We start from the raw sequence: 23,228 nt of genomic DNA on the forward strand, positions 1-23,228 counted from the left end.
ATCTAACCTAAATTATTGTAAAATTACAAAATTTATTTTAATACATATAAGGTCCTCGGATGAAAATATCACTTAAAACTATCCCTCATATAGCTAACAAGATTGCAATTGATCTAAATAAGAGTGATGTTGTCACAATGACAAAAGGCCTTGAGTCTGTAGCAAAAGAGGCAGAAAAAATACTCTCTCATAATGCTAAGCAAGAGATGGCGCTTGAAGAGAAGACGCATGAAATATGCGAAGAAAATGAAGAAGAGATAGAGTTTAACCTTGTAGATGAGAGACAACTCTTCTTTATGATTAAGAAAAAATTAGCTCCTGAGTTTGGCATCATTTTAAATTATGAAGAGCGCTATTCTGATATTTCTCACAAAATACTTGATGAACTTTATGAAGAAGACTTAATCCATTTTGACGTAACAGAAAACCGCATTAAAAATATTATCTATAATTCGATTACATCATTTATTACTGAAGCTTCTGAACTTGACAATATCATTATGGATAAGATTAAAACATACAAAAAAAGATATATTCCAGGAACGGATGAGTTTGATATCTTATATGAGAAAATTTACAAAGAAGAGTTAACTAGAAGAGGTATGGAGTAAAATGAGCATGGAACAGTTTACGAAGAAAGCTTGGATTTATCTTGAGAATGGAACATTTTTAGAGGCTAAGAGTTTTGGCGCAGAAGATACCGTTGTTGGTGAAATCGTCTTTAACGTTTCAATGAGTGGTTATCAAGAGATTATGTCTGATCCATCTTATGCAGGGCAGTTCGTAACATTTACTATGCCAGAAATTGGAAATGTTGGTGTTAATAGCGAAGATATGGAAAGCAAAATAGCGCACGCTAAAGGGATGATAGTTAGAAAATATCAAGATAGATACTCTAATTTTAGAGCAGAGGGATCACTCTCCGATTTTCTAAAGAAGCAAAACGTTATGGGTATTTGTGATATCGATACAAGATACTTAACAAAGATGTTAAGAGAAGAGGGAGCTATGATGATGATAGCTTCTACTGAGATTAGTGATAAAGATGAGTTAAAGAAAATCTTACTTCGTAGCCCAAGAATAGAGCATGTTAACTATATAGAGCAAGTAAGTACAAAAGTTACATATAAGCATACTCAATCAACATATAACGAGAGAGAGTTTAAATTTGATGATGCACCAAAGGCAGAGGCAAATGTAGTTGTTTTTGATTTTGGAGTAAAGAGAAATATTCTAAATGAGCTTGTTAGTGCAAAAATTGGCGTAGAGGTTATTCCAAACAACTTTAGTGGTGATGAACTTATAAAAAGATATAACAATAAAGATATAGATGGCGTTTTCTTATCAAATGGGCCAGGCGATCCACTTATGTTAAAAGATGAGCAAAGAGAAATAAAAAAACTCATAGAGGCAAAAGTTCCAATATTTGGAATTTGTCTTGGGCACCAGCTCCTCTCAATAGCTCATGGATATGACACATTTAAATTAAAATTTGGTCATCATGGCGGAAATCAACCTGTAAAAAATATGAAAACAGGTTTGGTAGAGATTACTGCTCAAAATCATAACTATAATGTTCCAGATAATATTGTAGAAGTTGCAGAGGTAACTCATACAAACCTATTTGATAACACAATTGAGGGTTTAAAATACAATAACTCTCCAATATTTTCTGTTCAACACCATCCAGAATCAAGTCCTGGACCAAAAGAGAGCAGATATATCTTCAATGAGTTCTTATCTTTAATTAAAAGATAAGGGCACTTTCCCCTTTAATTTCTTCAATAACAGACTGCGCCATAACATTCTTTTGTTAATATAATGTTAAGAGCGGATAAATATACAAAAAATGTCAAAATCTTGGCAATAATTAAGAATTCTTAAACATTTATACTGTTACTATGTCGTAGTTGATTAGTTTAGTAACTTTAGATTGAGTTAATTAAACGAAATTACTTTGAATCTTTAAGGAGGCTATATATGGAAAATCGTCCATTAGAGTACGACTATACAATTGCTAAGATGTTTATGCTTACAACCATCGTTTTGGGAATTGTTGGTATGCTCATCGGTGTAATATTAGCATTTCAACTTGCATTTCCAGGATTAAACTTAATACTTGGAGATAGCCTAGCTGAATATACTAACTTCAGTCGTCTTCGTCCGCTGCATACAGATGCAGTAATATTTGGCTTTACGCTAAGTGGTGTTTTTGCTACTTGGTATTATGTAGGTCAGCGTGTTTTAAAAGTATCAATGGCAGAGTCAAAGTTACTTATGACTCTAGGTAAGCTTCATTTTTGGCTCTATATAGTAGTTGTAGCTGCAGCAGTTTTTTCACTTTTTGCAGGTGTTACAACTTCAAAAGAGTATGCTGAATTTGAGTGGCCAATAGATGTTGGTGTAGTTGTTGTATGGGTACTTTTTGGTATGAGTATGTTTGGTCTTATCGGTATTCGTCGTGAAAAATCATTATATATTTCTGTTTGGTACTACATAGCAACTTTCTTAGGTATAGCAATGCTTTATCTATTTAACAATATGGAAATTCCTACAATGTTCGCTACATCACCAGCTGGTGAGAGTGGAATTGGCGCATGGTATCACTCTGTATCAATGTATGCAGGAACAAATGACGCTTTAGTTCAGTGGTGGTATGGTCATAATGCTGTTGCATTTGGTTTTACTGTTCCTATCGTTGGTATGATTTATTACTTCTTACCTAAAGAGTCAGGTCAAGCTATCTACTCATATAAACTCTCATTACTCTCTTTCTGGGGCTTGATGTTTGTTTATTTATGGGCTGGTGGACATCACTTGTTATACTCTACTGTTCCAGATTGGGTGCAAACTATGGCATCTATTTTCTCAATAGTATTGATTCTTCCATCATGGGGTTCAGCTATCAATATGCTTCTAACTATGAAGGGTGAGTGGCAACAAGTTGCATCATCTCCGTTAATTAAGTTTATGATTCTTGCTTCAACTTTTTATATGTTCTCAACATTAGAAGGCCCAATTCAAGCTATTAAATCAGTTAATGCAATTGCACACTTTACTGACTGGATTGTTGGTCACGTACATGATGGTGTTCTTGGTTGGGTTGGATTTATGATTATGGCATCACTTTATCATATGGCTCCTCGTGTATTTAAGCGTGAAATCTACTCTAAAGCGATTATGACAGCACAATTCTGGATTCAAACTCTAGGAGTTGTTCTGTATTTTACTTCTATGTGGATTGCAGGTATTACACAAGGGATGATGTGGCGTGCTCATGATGAGTTTGGTAACTTAGCTTACTCATTTATTGATACGGTTACAGTTTTACACCCTTACTACGCTATTCGTGGTATAGGTGGTCTTTTATATCTAGTTGGTTTCTTGATGTTCGCATACAACATCTATAAAACTATGTCTTCTCGCCCTATTGAAGAGCGTGAACTCCAAAGTGCATCGCCTATGGGCGCTTAATTGAAAGGATAAAATATGTTTCATTGGTTAGAAAAACATCCGTTCTTTTTTGCGGTTGGTGTATTTATAGCGATTGCGTTTGCGGGTTTGGTTGAAATTCTTCCAAACTTTGCTCACTCATCTCGTCCAGTAATCGGTACGGCTCCATACTCTACTTTAGAGTTGGCTGGTCGTCATGTTTATATTAAAAACAGTTGTAATGCTTGTCACTCTCAGCTTGTTCGTCCATTCAAATCTGAAACAGATCGTTATGGGCATTATTCACTAAGTGGTGAATATGCATATGATAGACCATTTTTATGGGGCTCTAAAAGAACAGGACCAGATTTAATGCGTGTTGGTAACTATAGAACTACTGACTGGCATGAAAATCACATGAAAGATCCTAAGAGTGTTGTTCCAGGCTCAATCATGCCAGCATATACTTGGCTCTTTACAAATAGTGCTGATATAGATACGACATATGCAGAGCAATTAACTGTAGCTAAACACTTCTCAGTTCCTTACAACCAAGATGTGCCTATGAAAGATGGTTCTGTAAAAAATGTAAAGATGGCTCAAAGTCTTGCAGAGGCTCATGAAATAGCTCTAGAAGAGGCAAAATTAGTTACTGCAGATATGAAAGATCAAGATGTAAAAGATGCTGTTAATCGTGGAGAAATCCCTGAAATAGTTGCACTGATTGCATATTTGAACAGTCTTAAGTAAGGATTAGAAGTGAGTATTGCACAATTTCAGGCTTACGGATACTTTATACTGATATTTCTTCTTGTAGTAGTTTTATATTCTTATATATATCACCTCTACACAAAGAAGAAAGATGCTGATGGAGTCGACTATGAGAGTTATAGCAATATGGCACTAAAAGATGATATAGATGATACTCCAGTGTCAGCTATATCTGAAGACAAAGAGAAATAGGAGGGATCTATGAATAAGCTTTATATTGGAGGAGCTATTTTTATCGCTTTGATGGTAGTACTGACATATCTGTCTGTTGGCACATCAAAGGGCGGTTTTAATGGTGACATAGTTAATATGCTTGCAATTGCAGGGGCAATAGCACTTGTAACAATTACAGTTTTTGTTGTAATCAAATATGTTCGTCAGATGCAACAAGACAATGCAACTGGTGAGCTAGCTAATGAAAGTTGGGATGGCATTGGTGAGTATAAAAACAGCCTACCAACTGGCTGGGCTGTTATGTTTTTACTTACAATGGTTTGGGGTATGTGGTATTGGACTATCGGTTACCCTGTAAATGCGTATTCGCAAATTGGTGAGTACAATGAAGATACAGCAGTTCATAATGCTAAATTTGAAGTTAAGTATAAAGATATTACTGGCGATAGATTAGTAGAGATGGGTGAATCTGTATTTTTAGCAGAGTGTAAAGTTTGCCACGGAATCAATGCTGATGGTATTGATGGAAAAGCAGCAAACTTGAACCATAGATTAGATGCTGCTTCTGTTAAACATGTTATTGAAAATGGTTCAAACTATCAACTGCTTGGCTCTGAAATGCCGATGCCTGATCGTAATGGACTATTTAATAATAATACGGGAGCACTTATAACAGATGCTGAAATAGAAGTGGTATCACACTTTGTAGCAAATGGTATGAGTGGAGAGGGTGCTGATATATTTATTGGTGCTTGTTCTGCTTGTCATGGTGAAGATGGGAAAGGTATGGAATATGTTGCTCCAAATCTAGCATCATTTACACCTGCTTTAGTCGTAAACGTTCTTAATCATGGTAAAAAAGGTATCATAGGTGTTATGCCTAAGTTTGATAGACTTAACGATAAACAAAAAGAAGCTGTTGGTGCATATATCACTGACATAAGCAAATAAGGGGTCGGTTATGAATGAAAATAGAAACATATTCTCTATTGATGGGATAACAGGCATGCTAATAGCAACAGGATTGTTGATTGCAATTTTAGTTGGATTAAGTATTTGGGCTATTAATGTTCAAAACACAACAGCAACAAATTTTTATGATTTAAAAGATGCAGAATCTATCAAAATGATTGGTTCAAAAGCATCTGATCATATTGTTGATGTAAAGTAAGGAGTGTAAAATGGAAAAAATTATTGCGTGGGGCTTAGTCTTTATGGCCCTTTACACACTCTATGCGGTTGTAACATCTAACCATCTTTTTCTTAGTTAAAGGGAATTTCATTGAAATACTCAAGAGGGCTTTTAGCCCTCATCCTCACACTTTTTTTTAACTCCTCGTTAGTTGCACAATATTTATATAAAGATGAACTGATATTTAACCCAGCTTTTAATGCTGAGATAGAAAAACTCGGAAGTGAGCTTTACCAAACAACAGGTATTTCTCTTAGACTTGTAATGCTAAAAAAACTACCAGATTCTAAAAACATAGTAGAGTATGAAAAAGAGTTACTTGGTGAGTTTAATACGCCTACTATTTTACTTACATTCTCGCAGATGGAGAGTAAAGTTGATATCTTAGCAAATGAGACATCTTTATATAACTATTTTGACAAAGAGCAGGTATTAAGTCCTGTTGCTTCACCAGTACAAGCGTTTATAATAGCGCTTTTTTATAGCAATAGCTTTTCCATGTTTAAAGATACTTTGAGCAATTATGGTGGAACAATCATTCCTCTTTTAGCTCAAAAGTCAAAAGATGAGGAACTGCTTGGAAAATACTCAGGCTCAATGTTTAATGGTTATGCAGACATTGCAGAGCAAATCGCAGCAAGCAAAGGCGTAGTATTAAAAAATGCGGTTGGTAGTGTAAACCAGCAGAGTATATTTTTCGTAAAACTATTCTTCTATGGTTTCATCTTCTATGGTATATTCCTTTATATTAAAAGAAAACTATATTTACGAAAGCAGAAAAATGAAACTAAGTAACGGCAGAATTTGGCCATATGCAATCGGCGCATCAATTATTTTTATATTTGGTGCATGTGTAGCAACTATAGTTGTAACAAGTACTCTTCCAGTTCAAGAAAGTGATACCTATATGATGAGCTACCATCATGCTGATGCTCAAGCAAATGAGCTTATAAATGCTAAGATAGATTTTGATAAGAAGTACAACATAGAGTATGTAACCGATACTTTTACAAAAGAGAAGTGCGTTATAGCTTATAGGGTAAGCGATAAAGAGTCAAATCCAGTAAATAATGCAACTATAAAAGTGATGCTTACAAGACCATCAACTCATAAAAATGATCAAGAGATAAATAATCCAAGTGTAGAGAATGGTATCTATACATTTGAAGCAATGAAGCTACCTGAAGATGGAAGATGGGATATAATGGCTCAAGTAAGTGTGGGCGAAGTTAGCAGATTTTATAACATCAAAACAGATACAAGAGGGATGGATATAGTAGAGTATTAGGCTATAATTAAGCCATGAATAACCAAACTATAGTACTTCCATCAGCTCGTGCGATTCGCCATGAGCAACTAAGAGTAGAGGGTGAGAGCCTCTTTTTACCGCACTTCATCACTATGAGTGATTTCATATCAAGACTCTGCATTGTAAAAGATTTTAAAATTCTCGATGAAGATAGCAGAGTTCTTCTTCTCTTAGAAGCTAGTGATTTTAGTGATTTTAAAAACCTCCAAATAGAACGCAACTTTTTTACATTTACAAAAAACTCATCATATATATTTAAATTTTTTCAAGAACTTAGTGCAGAGATGTATGACATAAAAGGGCTAGAGCATTCAGACATATATGCAGAATTTGGTGAGCATATAGCAATCCTTGAGGAGCTTTATAAAAGATATGAGAAGCTATGTCATGAGCGTAAATATCTTGATAGGATATTTCTGCCAAAACTTTATACGTTCAATGAAGAGTATGCAAAGAGCCATAAGAGCATAGAGCTACATGTAGATGGACATCTAACAAATTTTGAGTTTGAACTTTTGCATAAGTGTTGTGAGTTTTGCAGTGTTGAGCTACTCTTTAGTACAAGCAGATTTAATTCAAAGATGAGAGCAAAGTTTGCAGAACTCGGCATAGAATTAGAGGTTGGATTTAGATATAAAATCTCTTTAAATAAAAATAAGATAGTAGAAAAAGAGAAAATAACACAAAACAAAAATGTTACATGTCAATCTTTTAGCGAGCCAATTCTCCAAGCTGCCTTTGTTAAAAAGAAAATATACGACTTTATAAAAAAAGGCTACAAAGCTGCAAATATAGCCGTTATCTTGCCAGATGATAAGTTTGTTCAAGTGCTGGGAGCGTTTGATGAAAAATCAAATTTCAACCTTGCCATGGGTGAGCCATTTACAACCACGCAGATATACAAAAAACTAAACGCTACATGTAAGTATATAGAGCAAGATTCAAAAGAGAACTATGCAAGACTCGTAAGAGAGGGTGATGAGTTTTTTATCAAACTCCGCGTAATATACAATGAGAAAAGCAAAGATGTTGATATTTTAGAGTTTTTAAAAGAGTACAAAGAGAGCTTTAAAAGCAAAAAAGAGATAAAAGTATTCGATGAGGAGATTTATAGTTTCAAAAATATTTTGCCTTTTATGAGAGAGATGAGTGTAAAGTCGGTCATAAACTTATTTATGCAGAGATTATCCAATAGAACACTAGATGATGTAAGAGGCGGAAAAATAACTCTTATGGGGGTTTTAGAGACTCGCTCTGTAAATTTTGACGCACTTATCATAGTAGATTTTGATGACTCAAATGTTCCTAAAAAGAGCGATAAAGATATGTTTTTAAACACTCAAGTAAGAGAGATGGCAAACCTTCCTACAATGAGTGACAGAGAAAACCTACAAAAACACTACTACGAAATGGTAATAAACGGTGCAAAAGAGGTAGCAATAGGATTTGTAAAATCAAAAGAGAGCAGTGCTTCAAGATTTTTAAAACAGCTAAATATTAAAGAGAACAACCTACATGATGAGCAAGAGTACGCTTCACTACTTTTTGATAGAGCAAAAGCACACAAGCAAGAAGAGCATGATATTTCTTTAGAGTACAGTTTTAGGGGCAAAACACTCTCAGCTACAAAACTAAAAACATTCCTTACATGTAAGAGACAATATTATTATCGTTATATAGTGCAACTAAAGAATCATGAGATTCCAAAAGATATGCCAAAAGAGCATGAGATAGGCTCTGCGGTTCATGAAGCGTTAAAACAACTATACACTAAGAAAAGCTTTTATGAGAGCCTTGAAGAGCTAAAGAGAGACTTGCATAAAGAGATGATTGCATCATGTGGAGCGAGCGAGCTTGAGCGTTATCTTATAGCGATACAAGAGAGAAGAATGAGCGTCTTTGCTGAGGATGAGATTAAAAGATTTGCTGATGGATATAGAGTAGTAGAGTGTGAAAAAAGCCTTAACGTAGAGTTTGGCGGAATGATTTTAAACGGTCAGATAGATAGAATAGATAAAAAAGATAATAAACTTTATGTACTTGATTATAAAACAGGCTCTTATCCGACATACACGCTAAAAAACTTCACAGAAGCAACAGACTTCCAGCTTGAGTTTTATTACCTTCTTGCCTCAACGTTAGGTCAAGTAAAAGAGTGTGGATATTATGATCTGAAAGAGTCAAAGATAGTAACAGAGCCGCTACTAAATGAAAAACTCTCCATCTTAGGCTCACATGTAAAAGATTTGTTAAACATAGAACATGTGAACTTTAGTAAGTGCGAAGATATAAAAAATTGCCAGTTTTGTGAATATAAAATTATGTGTAAAAGAGAATAGATGAGCGAACAAGAAAAAAACAAAAATAACCCGTTGCATGGGGTTACACTGCAATATATTTTAGAGACGCTGGTTGAGCGTTATGGGTTTAAAGAGTTGGGTGCTCAAGTGGATATCAGATGTTTTTTGATAAATCCGACTATCAGTTCATGTTTGAGATTTTTAAGAAAAACACCGTGGGCTAGAGCAAAAGTTGAAGAACTTTATATAAAAAGCTTGGGCAAGTAAAACTAAGATGCTTATAAATAACCTAGCTTACGAGGCGAGTGCTGGAAGTGGGAAAACTTTTATGCTTGTTGTTCGCTATCTTAGTCTGCTGTTTTTAGGAGCGAAACCATCAAGAGTGCTGGCTCTTACCTTTACAAATAAAGCTGCAAGTGAGATGCAAGAGCGGATAATCGCAACGCTTGAAGAGTTAGAGCATAGAGGAGAGCTAGCGGAGATTATGAGAGTTACTGAGCTCTCTCGTGAGTATCTTTTAGAGAATCGTCAAAGAGTTTTGGATGAGTTTTTAAACTCACATACAAAAATCATGACGATAGATAGTTTTTTTACAAAGATACTTAGAAAGTTCTCTCTTTATGCCTCTTTGATGCCAGATTTCTCAACATTCTCTTCTCAGCATGAGCTAAAACTTCTCTCACGATTTTTAAAAGAGGTATCTGTTGCAAATCAAAAAGAGACGCTTATCTCACTTTCACTCTCTTCTAACAAACGACTTAGCGATATCTTTGAGCTCTTAGATGAGTTCTATATCAAGTTCTCAGAACTTAAACATATAGAATTTAAAAAGCAGAGCGTAGAGCCTTTTGAAGAAGAAGCGCTCTCTTACATGTCAGAGCTTAAAAAGATTGTGACATCATCTCCAAACGCTTCAACTACAGCGATAAAATCTGTTGAAGCAGAAGACTTTGAAGAACTTAGTGCAAAGGCTTGGCTAGAGAGAGAGAGCTTAGATTATAGAACTTTTGCAAAATGCTTTACTCCTGTTATGGATGAGTTGTTATTTAAAATTAAAGATGCCATAAAAAACCAAAATCGCTCTCGCGAGCAGAACTTCTTTTATTCACTAAAAGGGCTTGTTGATACCTATATAAAGAGCAAAAAAGCGCTATATATGGATGATAGTGAGCTTAGTTTTAGTGATGTTACCTATCTTGTGTATGAGATTTTAAAGCTTCTTGGCGATGATAGTGAGTTTTTATATTTTAGACTAGATGCGCAAATAGAGCATATTCTCTTGGATGAGTTTCAAGATACGAGCATATTGCAGTATGAGATACTAAAACCCCTTATTGATGAGATAACTTCAGGAGAGGGAATCTTTAAGAATGGAAGCTTCTTTTTTGTAGGCGATGTTAAGCAGTCTATTTATAGATTTCGAGGTGGAGTGAGCGCACTTTTTGAGAGTGTTGCGGAAGAGAACTCTACACATGTAGAAAAACTATTGACAAACTATCGCTCACAAAGAGAAGTAGTCTCATTTGTAAATAGCGTCTTTATAAAAAGAATAAAAAACTACACTCCACAACTCTTTAGAGAAGAGGCAAATGAGGGATATGTTGAAGTTATACAAAACGATGAGGTTTTAGAAGAGGTTGTTGCGCAAGTTAAAAACCTTCTAAAGCTTGGAGCAGATATAGATGAGATAGCGATTCTTTGTGCTACAAACAGAGATGGCAGTTCGGTGAAAGAGGTCTTAGAGGCAGAAAATATTGAAGTCGTAACAGAGACAACGACAAAACTTATAAATCAAAATAGTGTAAAAGCTATTTTAGAGTATCTAAAGTATCACTACTTTGGCGAAAATATATATGCACATAACTTTTTTGCTCTTATTTCGCAGGAGTTTCGAGTGCTCCCAAAAGTTGACTTTAATAGAGTTACACTCTTACATGTAGTGAAAGGTGCGATAAAAGAGTTTAACCTCTTTAGCGATAGCTTCAATCTGCTTAGATTTTTAGATGCAATCTCAAGATACAGTGATGTAGAAGCGCTGCTTTTTGAGTATGAGAGAATGGACGTAAGCGCCGCAGCTTCAGAGCTTAGAGGTGTTAGAGTGCTAACTGTTCACAAATCAAAAGGGCTTGAGTATGAACATGTCATAGTAATGGACAGGCTTACAAAAACTCCGCCATCACGCGACGCTATCATTTATGAGTATGATGGGCTAACACTAGAGAATGTATATCTACGTATTAAAGGCAGAGATAGTGTTGATGAAAAGTACGCAACAGCTCTTCTAAAAGAGAAAGCTCTGCAGATAGAGGATAGCCTAAATGCCCATTACGTGGCCTTTACAAGGGCAAGAGAAAACCTTATAGTAATTTTAAAATCAAAAGATTCCATCTTTGATATCTTAGATTTAAGAGTGCAAAAAAATGGAACTTTAAAGTGTGCGCATAAAGAGAAAAACATGAAAGTAGAGTTTAAACCACTAGAGTATCAAGAGCTATATTATGGAACGCAAAGCGATATCTTAGAACTTGAAAAAGAGCAAGAAGAGGACTTTGTATCTATAAACTTTGGAATAGCAATGCATTATATGTTAGAGATGCTAGGAGAGTTTAAAGTCAAAAATATTGCTCATGCAAAAGATAGTATGATAAATAAATATGGCGCACTATTAGAAGTGAGCGAGATAGAAGATATTCAAAGAAGAGTAGAGATGCTACTTGAAAATAGTGAATTTATCTCTATTATTGATGGCATATGTCACAAAGAAAAAGCACTTCGATATAAAAACTCACTTAGATATATAGATCTTTTAGTAGAGAGTGAAGATAGTTATAATATCGCTGATTATAAGAGTTCAAATCTGTATATGCATGAACATGTAAAACAGGTGCGCTCTTATGTTAAGGCAGTCGAAGAGATTACTAAAAAAAGTGCTCAAGGCTATATAATTTATCTACTTGAGAATGAGATAAAGATTCTCAAAATCTAAATTTTATCAAACATAGAGTAAAATTTCATAAATTTGTACAAGGAGAGAGAGTGTTTAAAAGCTTTTTTATCATAACTCTTACTCTTTTTTTTACAACACTCTCAGCTGATATTCAGAGTTCTGATGATTATGGATTCCCATACATAGGCGAAGATATCAGTGAACAAGAACAGATAAATGAGCCAATAACACATAGAGTTTTAACAAAAGCGCAAGAATTTTTAGGGACTCCTTATAAGTTTGGAAACAATGGCGAAAAGAAGACTGATTGTTCGGGTTTTACACAACAAGTCTTTAGCGAGTTTGGCATATCACTTCCAAGATCTGCTATCGAACAAGCAAGATACGGAAAGAAAATTGAGCTTAAAGATTTGAAAGTAGGAGATTTGCTCTTCTATCGTACCTATAAAAAAGCACCCTCACATGTAGCTATATATGCAGGAGATGGAAAAATCATTCATGCTTCATACAAAGCTAAGAAAGTTCAGTATGATGAGATAGACAAGAAATATTACAAGCAACGTTTTTTATATGCTAAGCGTATTGTTTCAAAAGAAGATTAATTTTAAACCTTAAAAAAACCATAAATTAAGGTTTACGTAAGTAAAAAAAGATATACTTTCGCCAATTAAACAGGCATTTAAACATGTTGATGTTAAGAAAATTACTTGAAAGGTTCAAGAATGAAATTTACGAAAATTGCAACTCCTGAACAAATCGATCAAAAATGGGTTTTGATTGATGCTGAAGGTAAAACTTTTGGTCGTATTATTACTGAAGTAGCAACTCTGCTTCGTGGTAAAAATAAGCCATGTTTTACTCCAAATATCGACTGTGGTGACTATGTAGTAGTAGTTAACGCTTCTAAAGCAAAATTCAACGGTCTTGGCAAAATTGCTAACAAAGAGTATTTTTCTTACTCTGGTTATTTTGGTAGTGTTAAAAGTACTAAAATGACTGAACTTTTAGAGAAAAATCCTGAGAAGCTTTACAAACTTGCTACTCGTGGTATGCTTCCTAAAACTAAGCTTGGTGCTAAAATGATTAAAAAATTAAAAATTTATGCAAGTGCTGAACATCCTCACTCTGCACAATTAGCAAAGTAAGGACAACTATATGAGAAAAATATATGCAACTGGACGCCGTAAAGCGTCAATCGCAAAAGTATGGTTAACTCCAGGTTCTGGAACTATGACAATCAATGGTCTTTCATTAGACGCATGGTTAGGTGGACTAGAGGCTAAAAAACTTCGTGTTAAGCAACCTCTTGCTTTAACAAAACAAGACACGTCAGTAGATATCGTAGCTACAGTTTTAGGTGGTGGTTTTGGTGGTCAAGCTGATGCTCTTCGTCATGGAATTTCTCGTGCATTAGTACGTTTTAATCCAGAATTAAAAGCTATACTAAAACCTGAAGGTATGATGACTCGTGATTCACGTATTGTTGAACGTAAAAAGCCAGGTAAGCGTAAAGCTCGTCGTTCTCGCCAGTTTTCTAAGCGTTAATCGTCTTTTAAAACTTATTTTCCAGTGCTCTTTGCACTGGAAATATCTTCTGCTATTTTTTATTAACATTTTCCTCTATCTTACTTTGGTATAATCACTCAAAAAAAGAGTAATTTTGCGCTATTTACTACCTCTGATTTTATCATTTCATCTTTTTGCTTCAACACTTCATCTAGCAACGTCTACTAATCCAGCAAGATTAAATCCTATTTTAGCAACAGATTCAAGCTCATCTGAGATAAGCGGTTTTATATTTAACGGGCTTGTAAAGTATGATAAAGACCTCTCAACAATAGTTGGAGATTTGGCGGAGAGTTTTTACTTTGAAGATGAAAAAACTCTGCTCTTTAAACTTCGCGCTAATGTAAAGTGGCATGATGGAGAAAAATTTACCGCAAACGATGTTCTCTTTACATACAACACACTTATCTCACCAAAGATAAGCTCACCATATAGTTCTAGTTTTAGGTTTGTAGATAGCGTTGAAGTTGTTGACGCTTTAACACTTAGAGTTAGATATAAAGAGTCATACTTCAAGGCACTTGAGACTTGGATGATGGGTATTTTACCAGAGCATCTGCTTCGAGACGAGCAAAATCTAATGAGCTCTAGCTTTAACACAAACCCAATAGGAACAGGCCCATACAAGCTTTATCAACTAGAGTATTCTAAAAATATAGTACTTAGCGCATTTGATGAGTATTTTGAAGGACGTCCAAAGATAGATACAATCTCTTTTCACGTTATAGCTGATTCAATGACTCGTTTTTTGATGCTGAAATCTGGTGCACTTGATATCGGAAGTATAGAGCCTATGCAATATGAGAGACAGTTAGAGAAGAGTTTTTTTGATAAGTTTAACATTTACGAAAACATATCTCAATCATATACTTATCTGGGATTTAATCTAAGGCTTGAAAAATTTAAAAACCCAAAGGTAAGAGAGGCTTTATCTTTGGCTATTAACAGAGAAGAGTTAGTAAAGATTCTTTTTTTTGATCATGCAAAAGTTTGCAGTGGCCCTTTTTTACCAGCAACAAGCGCTTTTAATGAAGATGTAAAAACGCCCAAGCAAAATATTAAAAGAGCAAAAGAGCTTTTACGTGAGGCTGGGTATGATGAGAGTAACCCATTTACGTTTGAGATAGCTACATCAAATTCAAGTGATGTTAGACCTTATGCGGCGCAGATAATTCAAAATCAGCTAAAAGATTCAGGAGTAGTTGTGACTTTAAGAGTAATGGAGTGGCAAGCATTTTTAAATATGGTTGTATTTCCAAATAAGTTTGATAGTGTCCTTCTTGGATGGGGACTCTCTCCTACGCCTGACCCATATATGTTCTGGCATAGCGATAGTGATAAGCAAGGAGGTTTTAACCTTGTTGGATATCACAATGAAGAGATGAATAAGATGATAGAGGAGTCTCAAAGCATGGTAGATGCTAAAGAACTTTCCCTCATCTGGAAAAAAATGTTTAAGATAATAACTGATGATAATCCATACCTATTTTTATTTATCCCAAACTCAATAACTACTGTAAATAAAGAGATAAAAAACATTGAAGCAAGCCCAAGTGGAATTTGGCATAATTATATAAAATGGGAGAAATAGTGTGATAATTTTGTTTGATTTAGATGGTACTTTAATCGACTCAACCGATGCAATTTTAGAGTCATTTCATCACTCGTTTTCTAAGCACGGACATGAGTGTAAAAAAGATAAAGACATAAAGGCTCTCATAGGTTATCCGCTTGATATTATGTTTGAAAATTTAGGGATAGAAAAAAAAGAAATTTGGGACATGGTAGCGACTTATAAAGAGCGTTATAGAGAGATTTCAACACAAAAAACAGAGCTTTTAAAAAATGCAAGAGAGGCTGTATTATTAGCAAAAAAGTTCGCTACACTCGGTATTGTTACAACAAAAACGGCACAATACTCAAAGGAACTCATGCAGCATTTTGACCTGATGCAATATTTTGAAGTTTTAATAGGTAGAGAGGACGTTCAAAATCCAAAACCTCATGCTGAACCAATCCTAAAAGCACTAGACAAAATGGATACCAAAAATAGAGAAATATGGATGATTGGAGATACAAAATTAGACATTATTGCAGCAAAAAATGCTAATATAAATTCCATTGCAGTATTGAGTGGTTATGATGATTTAGAGACATTAAAAAAGTTCACAAATGTTATATTTAATGACGCCTTAGAAGCAACGTTTTATTTGCAAAATAGGAAAAAATAACACACTTTCTTTAGTAAAATTAAAAGTCTAAAATCTCAAGCTTTTTTTAAGAGCAACTTGTCTAAAATGGGAAGCAGAATAGGATTACGGTTCTATAAAAAATTAAGAAGGAGAGTTTATGCTGGAGATTAGATGGCATAGTCGTGCCGGACAAGGTGCTGTTACAGGTGCAAAAGGGTTAGCAGACGTAATTTCTACGACTGGTAAACATGTACAAGCGTTTGCATTTTATGGATCTGCAAAAAGAGGGGCAGCAATGACGGCTTACAACCGTGTAGATGATAAAGTAATTATGAATCATGAAAAATATATGATACCAGATTACGTTTTTGTTATTGACCCGGCATTGGTTTTTACAAGTGATGTTACAATAAATCATAAAGATAGTACAAAATATATTATTACAACTCATTTAACAACAGAAGAATTAGTAAAAGCTCAGCCTAAACTAGAAGGTAAAGAAGTTTATACAGTTGACTGTATAACAATCGCCAATGAAACAATAGGACGTCCAATCCCAAATACACCAATGCTTGGTGCATTCATGAAAGTTTCTGGAATGTATGATATAGAATTTTTTAAAGAGAGTATGCAGAGAATTCTTGGGAAATTACCACAAAAAATTATTGACGCAAATATGTTCGCTATTCAGCGCGCTTATGACGAAGTAAAGTAAGGAATCAGTTATGGCAAAAAAAGGATGGGATGAGTTTGAAATCGGAGCTATGCTTCGCACTTTCGACGGAAAAATAGATGATATTGCTGGAACGCAGCAAGAGGATCGTGCATATTCAGAAAACAGTTCTTATACTGCGAGTGTTGCCGATTGGAGATTAATTAAACCAATTTTTAATAAAGACTACTGTATTGATTGCCAATTTTGTTGGATTTATTGTCCAGACGTTTCAATTATAGCAAGAGATAAAAAGCTAATTGGTGTAGATATGGATCACTGTAAGGGGTGTGGAATTTGTGTAGAGGTTTGTCCTACAAACCCAAAATCACTTTTAATGTTCCCAGAACAAGCAGACGAAGAGACAGAAATAGCTTCGTGGCCTAAAAAAGATGAAGAGGAAGCGTAATGGCATTTGATAAAATGGAATTAAAAGATATCGAAGTATGGGATGGGAATTTCGCTGCTGCTCAGGCAATGAGACAGTGTCAAATCGACGTTGTTGCAGCTTATCCTATTACACCATCAACTCCGATAGTTGAGGGTTATGCTAAATTTTTAGCTGATGGTTATGTTGAGGGCGAATTTGTAATGGTTGAGTCTGAGCATGCTGCGATGAGTGGTTGTATTGGTGCTGCTGCTGCTGGTGGGCGTGTAGCAACTGCTACATCATCTCAAGGTTTTGCGCTTATGGTTGAGACACTTTATCAAGCTTCGGGAATGCGTCTTCCAATCGTACTTAACGTTGTAAATCGTGCACTTGCTGCTCCTCTTAACGTAAATGGAGATCATTCAGATATGTATTTAGGGCGTGATAGTGGTTGGATACAATTTGATGCATATTGTCCTCAAGATGCGTATGACTTAAACTTTATTGCTTTTAAAGTAAGTGAAGATCATGATGTGAGACTTCCATGCATGGTTCATCAAGATGGATTTATAACTTCTCATACAGCGCAAGGTGTTCATACTCTAAGCGATGATGTAGCATATAGCTTTGTTGGTGACTTTAAACCGATGAATGACATGCTTGATTTTGAGCATCCTGTAACACATGGTGTACAAACTGAAGAAGATTGGCACTTTGAGCATAAGGCTCGTCAACATAATGATTTAATGACAAAAGTTATGCCAAAGATTCAAACAGCGTTTGATGATTTTGAGAAGTTAAGTGGACGTAAATACAATATTGTTGAAACATATGATATGGATGATGCTGATGTATGTGTTGTTTGTATGGGAACATCAGTTGAGACTGCTCGTGAAGTAGCAACAGAGATGAGAAAAGAAGGCATTAAAGCAGGAGTCGTAGGTATTCGTGTTATTCGTCCTTTCCCATTCTTTGAAATTGCAAAAGCTCTAAAAAATGTTAAGGCAATTGCAGCACTTGATCGCTCATCTCCAAATGGTACAGCGGGAATGCTATTTAACGAAATCGCTGGATCTCTTTACAATACAGAAAAGAGAGCGCTTCTTTCTGGTTATGTTTATGGACTTGGTGGACGTGACTTAACAAAAGCACATTTAGTGGCTCTATTTAAAGAGTTACAAGCAAATGTTGATGCTGGTAAAGTAACTACTCAACTACAACAGTTTATCGGTGTTCGTGGACCGAAACTGGCATACTTATAAGGAGAAAACTATGAGTGAAATGAAAAAAATAAAAAACTTAAAAGAATTTTCAACATCAGCTGATCGTTTTGAGGGTGCAAATCTTTTATGTCCAGGTTGTGCACACTCTATTATTGTTCGTGAAGTTTTAAATGCTACAAATGATGACTTGATTTTATCAGCATCAACTGGCTGTTTAGAGGTTTGTACAGCAGTTTATCCATATACTTCATGGGATGCTTCTTGGATTCATATTGGATTTGAGAACGGTTCAACTGCGGTAGCTGGTGCTGAGAGTATGTATAAAGCGCTAAAGAACAAAGGCCGTCTAAAGCAGCCAGAGCGTAACCCTAAGTTTGTCTCTTTTGCTGGAGATGGTGCATCTTATGATATCGGTTTTCAGTGGATTTCTGGATGTATGGAACGTGGGCACAACATAATGCACGTTGTTCTAGATAATGAAGTTTATGCAAACACTGGTGGACAAAGATCATCTTCAACTCCAATTGGTTCATCTGCAACTACATCACCAGCAGGCCGTGTAAGCTATGGAGAGAAGAAAAATAAAAAAGACATGGTATCTATCATGGCTGCACATGGTATTCCATACTCTGCTCAAGTTGCTCCAAACAAATGGAAAGATATGGTTAAAAAGATTCAACATGGTTTCTCAGTAGATGGACCTGTATTTATTAATGCTGTTTCTCCATGTACAACAGAGTGGAAATTTGATCCAAAAGATACAATGTATATTACAGACTTATCTACGGATTCTTTAGTATTTCCTCTTTATGAAATTATTGATGGGCATGAGTTAAATATTACATATAGACCTAAGAATGTTGTTCCTGTTGAGGAATACCTAGCTGCTCAAGGACGTTTTAAACATCTTTTTAAAGATGAGTATAAATACCTAATAAAAGAGTGGCAAGAGCGTGTAGATTCTAACTGGGCGTATTTACAACGTCGCGAAGAGTCACGCGTATAAGTTTTTGACGCTTTTTGCGTCAAGAACTTCTATTTTTATGCTATTTACGAAGATTTCTTCGCTTTTTTATCACTACGTTTTTCTTTCAACGATTTTTCTGGTTTTTTCTTAACCGCTTTTTGAACATCTTTACCTTTTGCCATGATATCTCCTTTATTATATTTTTTAGAACATACTTCTTGACTCATTGTATATGATATATACTTAATTAGATGACTTTTGTATCAATATGGCTACAATGACAAAGATAAAACATCGACTACAAAGGTTACAATTTGATACTAGAATCATTTAGTGAAGGGTTTCTACTTGGGCTTGGTGCGGCTGTCCCTTTTGGTCCAGTCAATATACTCATAATGAATTTGGCTTTAAAGAACTACAAAGCAGGAGTTGCTTTTGGTTTAGGTGCTATGAGCTCGGATATACTCTATCTAGCTTTGATACTTGCGGGAATGATAGGATTTATGAACTATCCTCTATTTTTAGATGTTGTAGGAGTTGTGGGAAGTTTTTTCTTGCTTTATCTTGCATATGGCATATATACAAATAGAGATAAAAAGCTTGATACAAAACAAAAAACTATCAAAACAAAGAACTTACTAAAGATATACACACAAGGATTTGCCATAACCCTTGTCAATCCATATACGATAATTTTTTGGTTTAGTATTGCAGGATATGCCGCAAACAAGGATTTAAACATCACGTTTACGATGTTTGGAATGGTAAGTTCTCTTTTGCTATGGATAACGCTAATGCCCTATCTCGTGCATAAATCCAAACATAAAATTTCTCAGAGAGTATCTAAGTATTTGAGCCTTTTTTCTTCTCTTATATTGCTCGGTTTCGCACTTTCTTTGTTTATTGATGTGGTGTTTTTGTAGAGAGTTTTGCGCTATTTTTAATTGAGTAGAAACTAGGAAAAGGCTAAGAAAGGTGTCTGCCACCTCTTTTATTTCAGTTCAAAATGTGCAAAGGCGCCTTCTACACTCAACACATTTTTATAGCTAGTCTTTGAAATTCTTACATTTTTTGTATTTAAGTCACACACTGCGATACGAAAGCTTGAACTCATGTATGGTTCAACAATGCATATGATTTTATCATCGAGCTGTCTTGTTGCGTGGATAACACCTTTAAGTGTGTGAAAAAAATATTTTGGATAACTTAAGGGGGTAATCTCGACAACCTCTGTAACAACTCTTTTACCAAGATTCTGTCGAATGAGATTAGCATCTTCATAGTTGTCAAACTGAACACACCAGTCGTCAAACTCTTTATTGAAACGTTTTAACCCTTCATCCAAAAAGCCGCCTGCCGCTGACTGTAAGGCAAATATACTCATCTGTTAAACCCTATAAAAATATTAATATCCTTTACAGCTTCACAATCCGCTGAAACATCTCTTTTATGGTCTGCAAGGCTTCTATTATCTGCATTCTTCTTGCCTCATCTTGACTTTCAAACACTTTATCAAACGTTAAAAAGCATACACCGCAAGTTTTAACTTCTACCACTGAGGCTTTTAAATATTTTACCTCAAAAATGCTTTTTAAAAAAATAGACGAAGAAAAAAATGAAAATATAAATTTGAGGTTATACAAATGTATAGTAGATTTTTTTTTATAATATAGAGATATGCACTTAGTTAGAATGATATATTAGATATAGGAGGAGGGTGATATGAAAACCGCAATTTTCTATGGAAGTAGCACTGGAAATACTGAGAGTGCTGCAAAGATGATTTTTAAAAAACTTGGTGGCGAGGAAGTTTTGGATATTTTTGATATTGTAAGTGTTAAAGTTGAAAAAATGTCAGAGTATGAAAAACTGATCTTAGGCACATCTACTTGGGGTGATGGAGATCTTCAAGATGACTGGGATAGTGCTTTTGAGAAGTTCAAAAGTATAGATTTTAGCAAAAAAACAGTCGCTTTCTTTGGCTTGGGCGATCAAGAAGAATACCCAGATGAGTTTGTGGGTGGTATAGGGACTCTTTATGAAGTTGTTAACTCACAAGGAGCGAAAGTTGTAGGTAAGTGGCCAGTTGATGGGTATTACCATGATTCTTCAAAAGCACAAGATGGAGATTATTTTGTGGGCTTAGCGCTGGATGATGACAATCAAAGCGATATGACTGATGGCCGTATTGAAAGTTGGTGTGAACAAATTCGCTCAGAGATACTTGGCTAAAGCCAACAGGGAGGATATTAAATCTCTCCTTTAGGCTCAGAAAAATAATATCCTTGAGAATAGTCAACTCCTAAATCTCTCACAATATTGAAAATCTCTTCGTTTTCTACAAATTCAGCAACTGTTTTCATGCCAAGTTTCTTTGAAAATTCAACAATTGTTGATACAACTAAGAGAGTATTTTTATCTTTGTTTAGATTTTTTATAAGCGAGCCATCTATCTTTAAGTAGTCTGCTTGGAGTTTTATGAGATACTCAAAGTTGCTATACCCAGTACCAAAATCATCTATGGCAATCTTACATCCATATTTTTTAACTTCATTTATAAAGTTTATGATATCTTCAAAGTTATCTATAGACTCAGATTCTACTATCTCAAAAACTACTTTCTCTCCTATGCCATACTTTTGCAGCATCTCAATGATATAAGCCAGCGTTTGAGGCTCTAAAATATCTAAGACAGATAGATTTATAGAAAACTCAGCATCTTTGTCCTTAAAGAGCTCAAAGGCTTGATGTATAACAGTTTTAGTAATCTCAAAATACTGTCTTGTCTGCTTTGCAACATCTAAAAAGCGTGCAGGAGATACTATTTCATGTTCATCAAGCATCCTAATTAAACATTCATACTTAATAGGTTTTTCTGAATTACCTTTTTTGTTATCTACGATCGGCTGATAGTAAGTAACTAAATCGCCATCTTTAATGGCACTTGAGAGTTTTTTTGTCCAAAGAAGATTGTTTTTATATTGACCCTCTAAAGAGTTTTCAGGGCTATATACTAGAAAGTCAATGTTACTCTTTTTTGCAATTTTTAGTGCCATGTTTGCAGTAGAGAGAAGATGTTCTCTTGGCTCAAAAGATATACCAGCACTACAAGAGAGAAGCATCTCCTCCTTTCTCACATAAAACTTTTTCTTGATAAGACTTATGATTTTTTTTGTTTTTTTGATAAGTTCTTCTTTTGGATAGTTAATCGCTAAAGTTAGAAATTCATCACCTTGAAGTCTGTAAAACTTGAAGTTTTCATCTTCAGAGATAGACTTATAAATTTTATTGGCAATGGATTGAATAACCAAATCCCCAAAATCGTGTCCATAAAAGTCATTTATCTGTCTAAAATTATCTAAGTTAAAAATAACAGCGGATAGGTTATCGTTCTCTTGCATATCATAGTTAAGTCGAAGCCTATTTCCACATCCTGTTAGTGAGTCTGTTTTAGCAGCTAGTTCAAACTCCTCTTTATGACGCATAATCTCTGTAATATCAAAACGGATTTCAAGATACTCTATGATTTCATTATCTAAATTTTTTATCGGGATTATTGTTGTTTTTGTCCAAAAATCACTCCCTAGTTTTGTCTTACTTTTGATGACTCCTTCCCATAGAGTCTTATGGTCTATTGTAGTACCATCTTGAGCGTTTAAAAAGTTATGGTTTTTTCCAACTAGCTCTTCAATGGAATATTTACTGATTTGTAAAAACTTATCGTTTGCATAGGTAATTATCCCATTTATATCTGTTCTTAACAAAATAGTACTAGAGTCAATAGCTTTTTCATACTCTTTTGAGAGATGCATAGAACAGTTAAAGTTATTTGTAGAAATTTTTAATTGATCTTCAAAATAGCTAGTTATCTCTTTTTGTTGAGTAATATCGGTACGCATAGCGATATACTCTATGATGTTTCCATTCTTGTCAATTATGGGGCTAATAATAGCCTTGAGCCAGTATGTTGATCCATCCTTAGCAAGATTTTTCATTTCACCGACCCATGGCTTTTTAAGGTCTTTAATAGTATGCCACATCTGTTCAAAGATTTTTACATCGGTATTTGGATG

General features: G+C 34.9%; 25 protein-coding genes. 23 read left to right on the forward strand and 2 right to left on the reverse strand.

Features of this window, described 5'->3' with window-relative positions:
* Positions 1 to 59 precede the first annotated feature (59 nt).
* The 22 genes from PHI38_RS02070 to PHI38_RS02175 all read left to right on the forward strand — a co-directional run bounded on the left by PHI38_RS02070 (position 60) and on the right by PHI38_RS02175 (position 20,078).
* Positions 60 to 611, forward strand: coding sequence for a DUF507 family protein (locus PHI38_RS02070; protein ID WP_299852102.1), 552 nt, complete (start codon positions 60 to 62; stop codon positions 609 to 611).
* A 1-nt stretch (position 612) separates the two neighbouring features.
* Positions 613 to 1,758 carry a glutamine-hydrolyzing carbamoyl-phosphate synthase small subunit gene (gene carA / locus PHI38_RS02075; protein WP_299852105.1) on the forward strand — a complete coding sequence of 382 codons (1,146 nt, stop codon included), beginning with the start codon at positions 613 to 615 and terminating at the stop codon, positions 1,756 to 1,758.
* Between the two features lie 222 nt (positions 1,759 to 1,980).
* Positions 1,981 to 3,474: a cytochrome-c oxidase, cbb3-type subunit I gene (ccoN, locus tag PHI38_RS02080; protein WP_299852108.1), complete on the forward strand. Its 1,494-nt coding sequence runs from the start codon at positions 1,981 to 1,983 to the stop codon at positions 3,472 to 3,474.
* Between the two features lie 15 nt (positions 3,475 to 3,489).
* The gene (ccoO, locus tag PHI38_RS02085) at positions 3,490 to 4,182 is read left to right on the forward strand and encodes a cytochrome-c oxidase, cbb3-type subunit II (RefSeq protein ID WP_299852111.1); all 693 of its coding nucleotides are present in this window, start codon (positions 3,490 to 3,492) and stop codon (positions 4,180 to 4,182) included.
* A gap of 9 nt (positions 4,183 to 4,191) precedes the next feature.
* Entirely contained in the window at positions 4,192 to 4,395 is a 204-nt protein-coding gene (locus tag PHI38_RS02090; protein WP_299852113.1) for a cytochrome c oxidase, cbb3-type, CcoQ subunit, read from the forward strand.
* 9 nt (positions 4,396 to 4,404) lie between these two features.
* Positions 4,405 to 5,328, forward strand: a complete 924-nt coding sequence (locus PHI38_RS02095; RefSeq protein WP_299852116.1) for a c-type cytochrome — start codon at positions 4,405 to 4,407, stop codon at positions 5,326 to 5,328.
* A 10-nt stretch (positions 5,329 to 5,338) separates the two neighbouring features.
* On the forward strand, positions 5,339 to 5,548 hold the full coding sequence (locus PHI38_RS02100) for a DUF4006 family protein (RefSeq protein WP_299852118.1): 210 nt from the start codon (positions 5,339 to 5,341) through the stop codon (positions 5,546 to 5,548).
* A 111-nt stretch (positions 5,549 to 5,659) separates the two neighbouring features.
* Complete coding sequence (locus tag PHI38_RS02105) at positions 5,660 to 6,364, forward strand: 3-dehydroquinate dehydratase (protein WP_299852121.1); 705 nt, start codon at positions 5,660 to 5,662, stop codon at positions 6,362 to 6,364.
* Positions 6,351 to 6,857 (forward strand): FixH family protein, encoded by a 507-nt coding sequence (locus tag PHI38_RS02110; RefSeq protein ID WP_299852124.1) that lies wholly within the window; start codon positions 6,351 to 6,353, stop codon positions 6,855 to 6,857. The genes PHI38_RS02105 and PHI38_RS02110 overlap by 14 nt, the downstream gene beginning before the upstream one ends.
* Positions 6,858 to 6,871: 14 nt before the next feature.
* Entirely contained in the window at positions 6,872 to 9,217 is a 2,346-nt protein-coding gene (locus PHI38_RS02115) for a PD-(D/E)XK nuclease family protein (protein WP_299852126.1), read from the forward strand.
* Positions 9,218 to 9,445 (forward strand): VF530 family protein, encoded by a 228-nt coding sequence (locus tag PHI38_RS02120; protein WP_299852128.1) that lies wholly within the window; start codon positions 9,218 to 9,220, stop codon positions 9,443 to 9,445. It begins immediately after the preceding gene.
* A gap of 7 nt (positions 9,446 to 9,452) precedes the next feature.
* Positions 9,453 to 12,164 (forward strand): RecB-like helicase, encoded by a 2,712-nt coding sequence (locus PHI38_RS02125; protein WP_299852130.1) that lies wholly within the window; start codon positions 9,453 to 9,455, stop codon positions 12,162 to 12,164.
* Between the two features lie 50 nt (positions 12,165 to 12,214).
* Positions 12,215 to 12,727 (forward strand): C40 family peptidase, encoded by a 513-nt coding sequence (locus tag PHI38_RS02130; RefSeq protein WP_299852132.1) that lies wholly within the window; start codon positions 12,215 to 12,217, stop codon positions 12,725 to 12,727.
* A gap of 120 nt (positions 12,728 to 12,847) precedes the next feature.
* A complete protein-coding gene (rplM, locus tag PHI38_RS02135; RefSeq protein ID WP_011371728.1) occupies positions 12,848 to 13,270 on the forward strand; it encodes a 50S ribosomal protein L13 in 423 nt (140 codons plus the stop codon).
* Between the two features lie 10 nt (positions 13,271 to 13,280).
* Positions 13,281 to 13,670 carry a 30S ribosomal protein S9 gene (gene rpsI, locus PHI38_RS02140; RefSeq protein ID WP_299852140.1) on the forward strand — a complete coding sequence of 130 codons (390 nt, stop codon included), beginning with the start codon at positions 13,281 to 13,283 and terminating at the stop codon, positions 13,668 to 13,670.
* A 115-nt stretch (positions 13,671 to 13,785) separates the two neighbouring features.
* The gene (locus tag PHI38_RS02145; protein ID WP_299852143.1) at positions 13,786 to 15,282 is read left to right on the forward strand and encodes a peptide-binding protein; all 1,497 of its coding nucleotides are present in this window, start codon (positions 13,786 to 13,788) and stop codon (positions 15,280 to 15,282) included.
* A 1-nt stretch (position 15,283) separates the two neighbouring features.
* Positions 15,284 to 15,922, forward strand: coding sequence for an HAD family hydrolase (locus PHI38_RS02150; RefSeq protein WP_299852146.1), 639 nt, complete (start codon positions 15,284 to 15,286; stop codon positions 15,920 to 15,922).
* Between the two features lie 118 nt (positions 15,923 to 16,040).
* Positions 16,041 to 16,598, forward strand: a complete 558-nt coding sequence (locus PHI38_RS02155; RefSeq protein WP_299852153.1) for a pyruvate flavodoxin oxidoreductase subunit gamma — start codon at positions 16,041 to 16,043, stop codon at positions 16,596 to 16,598.
* 10 nt (positions 16,599 to 16,608) lie between these two features.
* Positions 16,609 to 17,004, forward strand: coding sequence for a 4Fe-4S dicluster-binding protein (locus PHI38_RS02160; RefSeq protein ID WP_299852156.1), 396 nt, complete (start codon positions 16,609 to 16,611; stop codon positions 17,002 to 17,004).
* Positions 17,004 to 18,227, forward strand: a complete 1,224-nt coding sequence (locus tag PHI38_RS02165; protein WP_299852158.1) for a 2-oxoacid:ferredoxin oxidoreductase subunit alpha — start codon at positions 17,004 to 17,006, stop codon at positions 18,225 to 18,227. Before PHI38_RS02160 ends, PHI38_RS02165 begins: the two co-directional genes overlap by 1 nt.
* Before the next feature lie 10 nt (positions 18,228 to 18,237).
* Positions 18,238 to 19,194, forward strand: coding sequence for a thiamine pyrophosphate-dependent enzyme (locus PHI38_RS02170; protein ID WP_299852161.1), 957 nt, complete (start codon positions 18,238 to 18,240; stop codon positions 19,192 to 19,194).
* Between the two features lie 275 nt (positions 19,195 to 19,469).
* Positions 19,470 to 20,078: a LysE family translocator gene (locus PHI38_RS02175; protein ID WP_299852164.1), complete on the forward strand. Its 609-nt coding sequence runs from the start codon at positions 19,470 to 19,472 to the stop codon at positions 20,076 to 20,078.
* A gap of 68 nt (positions 20,079 to 20,146) precedes the next feature.
* Here the strand turns inward: PHI38_RS02175 and PHI38_RS02180 are convergent, their stop codons facing one another.
* A complete protein-coding gene (locus tag PHI38_RS02180) occupies positions 20,147 to 20,539 on the reverse strand; it encodes a hypothetical protein (protein WP_299852167.1) in 393 nt (130 codons plus the stop codon).
* Between the two features lie 338 nt (positions 20,540 to 20,877).
* On the opposite strand from PHI38_RS02180, the gene PHI38_RS02185 reads away from it, so the two are divergent.
* Positions 20,878 to 21,387, forward strand: coding sequence for a flavodoxin (locus PHI38_RS02185; RefSeq protein WP_299852170.1), 510 nt, complete (start codon positions 20,878 to 20,880; stop codon positions 21,385 to 21,387).
* Positions 21,388 to 21,404: 17 nt separating this feature from the next.
* On the opposite strand, the gene PHI38_RS02190 is transcribed toward PHI38_RS02185, so the two are convergent.
* On the reverse strand, positions 21,405 to 23,228 hold a 1,824-nt coding region (locus tag PHI38_RS02190; RefSeq protein ID WP_299852173.1), incomplete at its 5' end, for an EAL domain-containing protein.

The sequence above is a fragment of the Sulfurimonas sp. genome (assembly GCF_028694895.1).
Classification (GTDB): Bacteria; Campylobacterota; Campylobacteria; order Campylobacterales; family Sulfurimonadaceae; genus Sulfurimonas.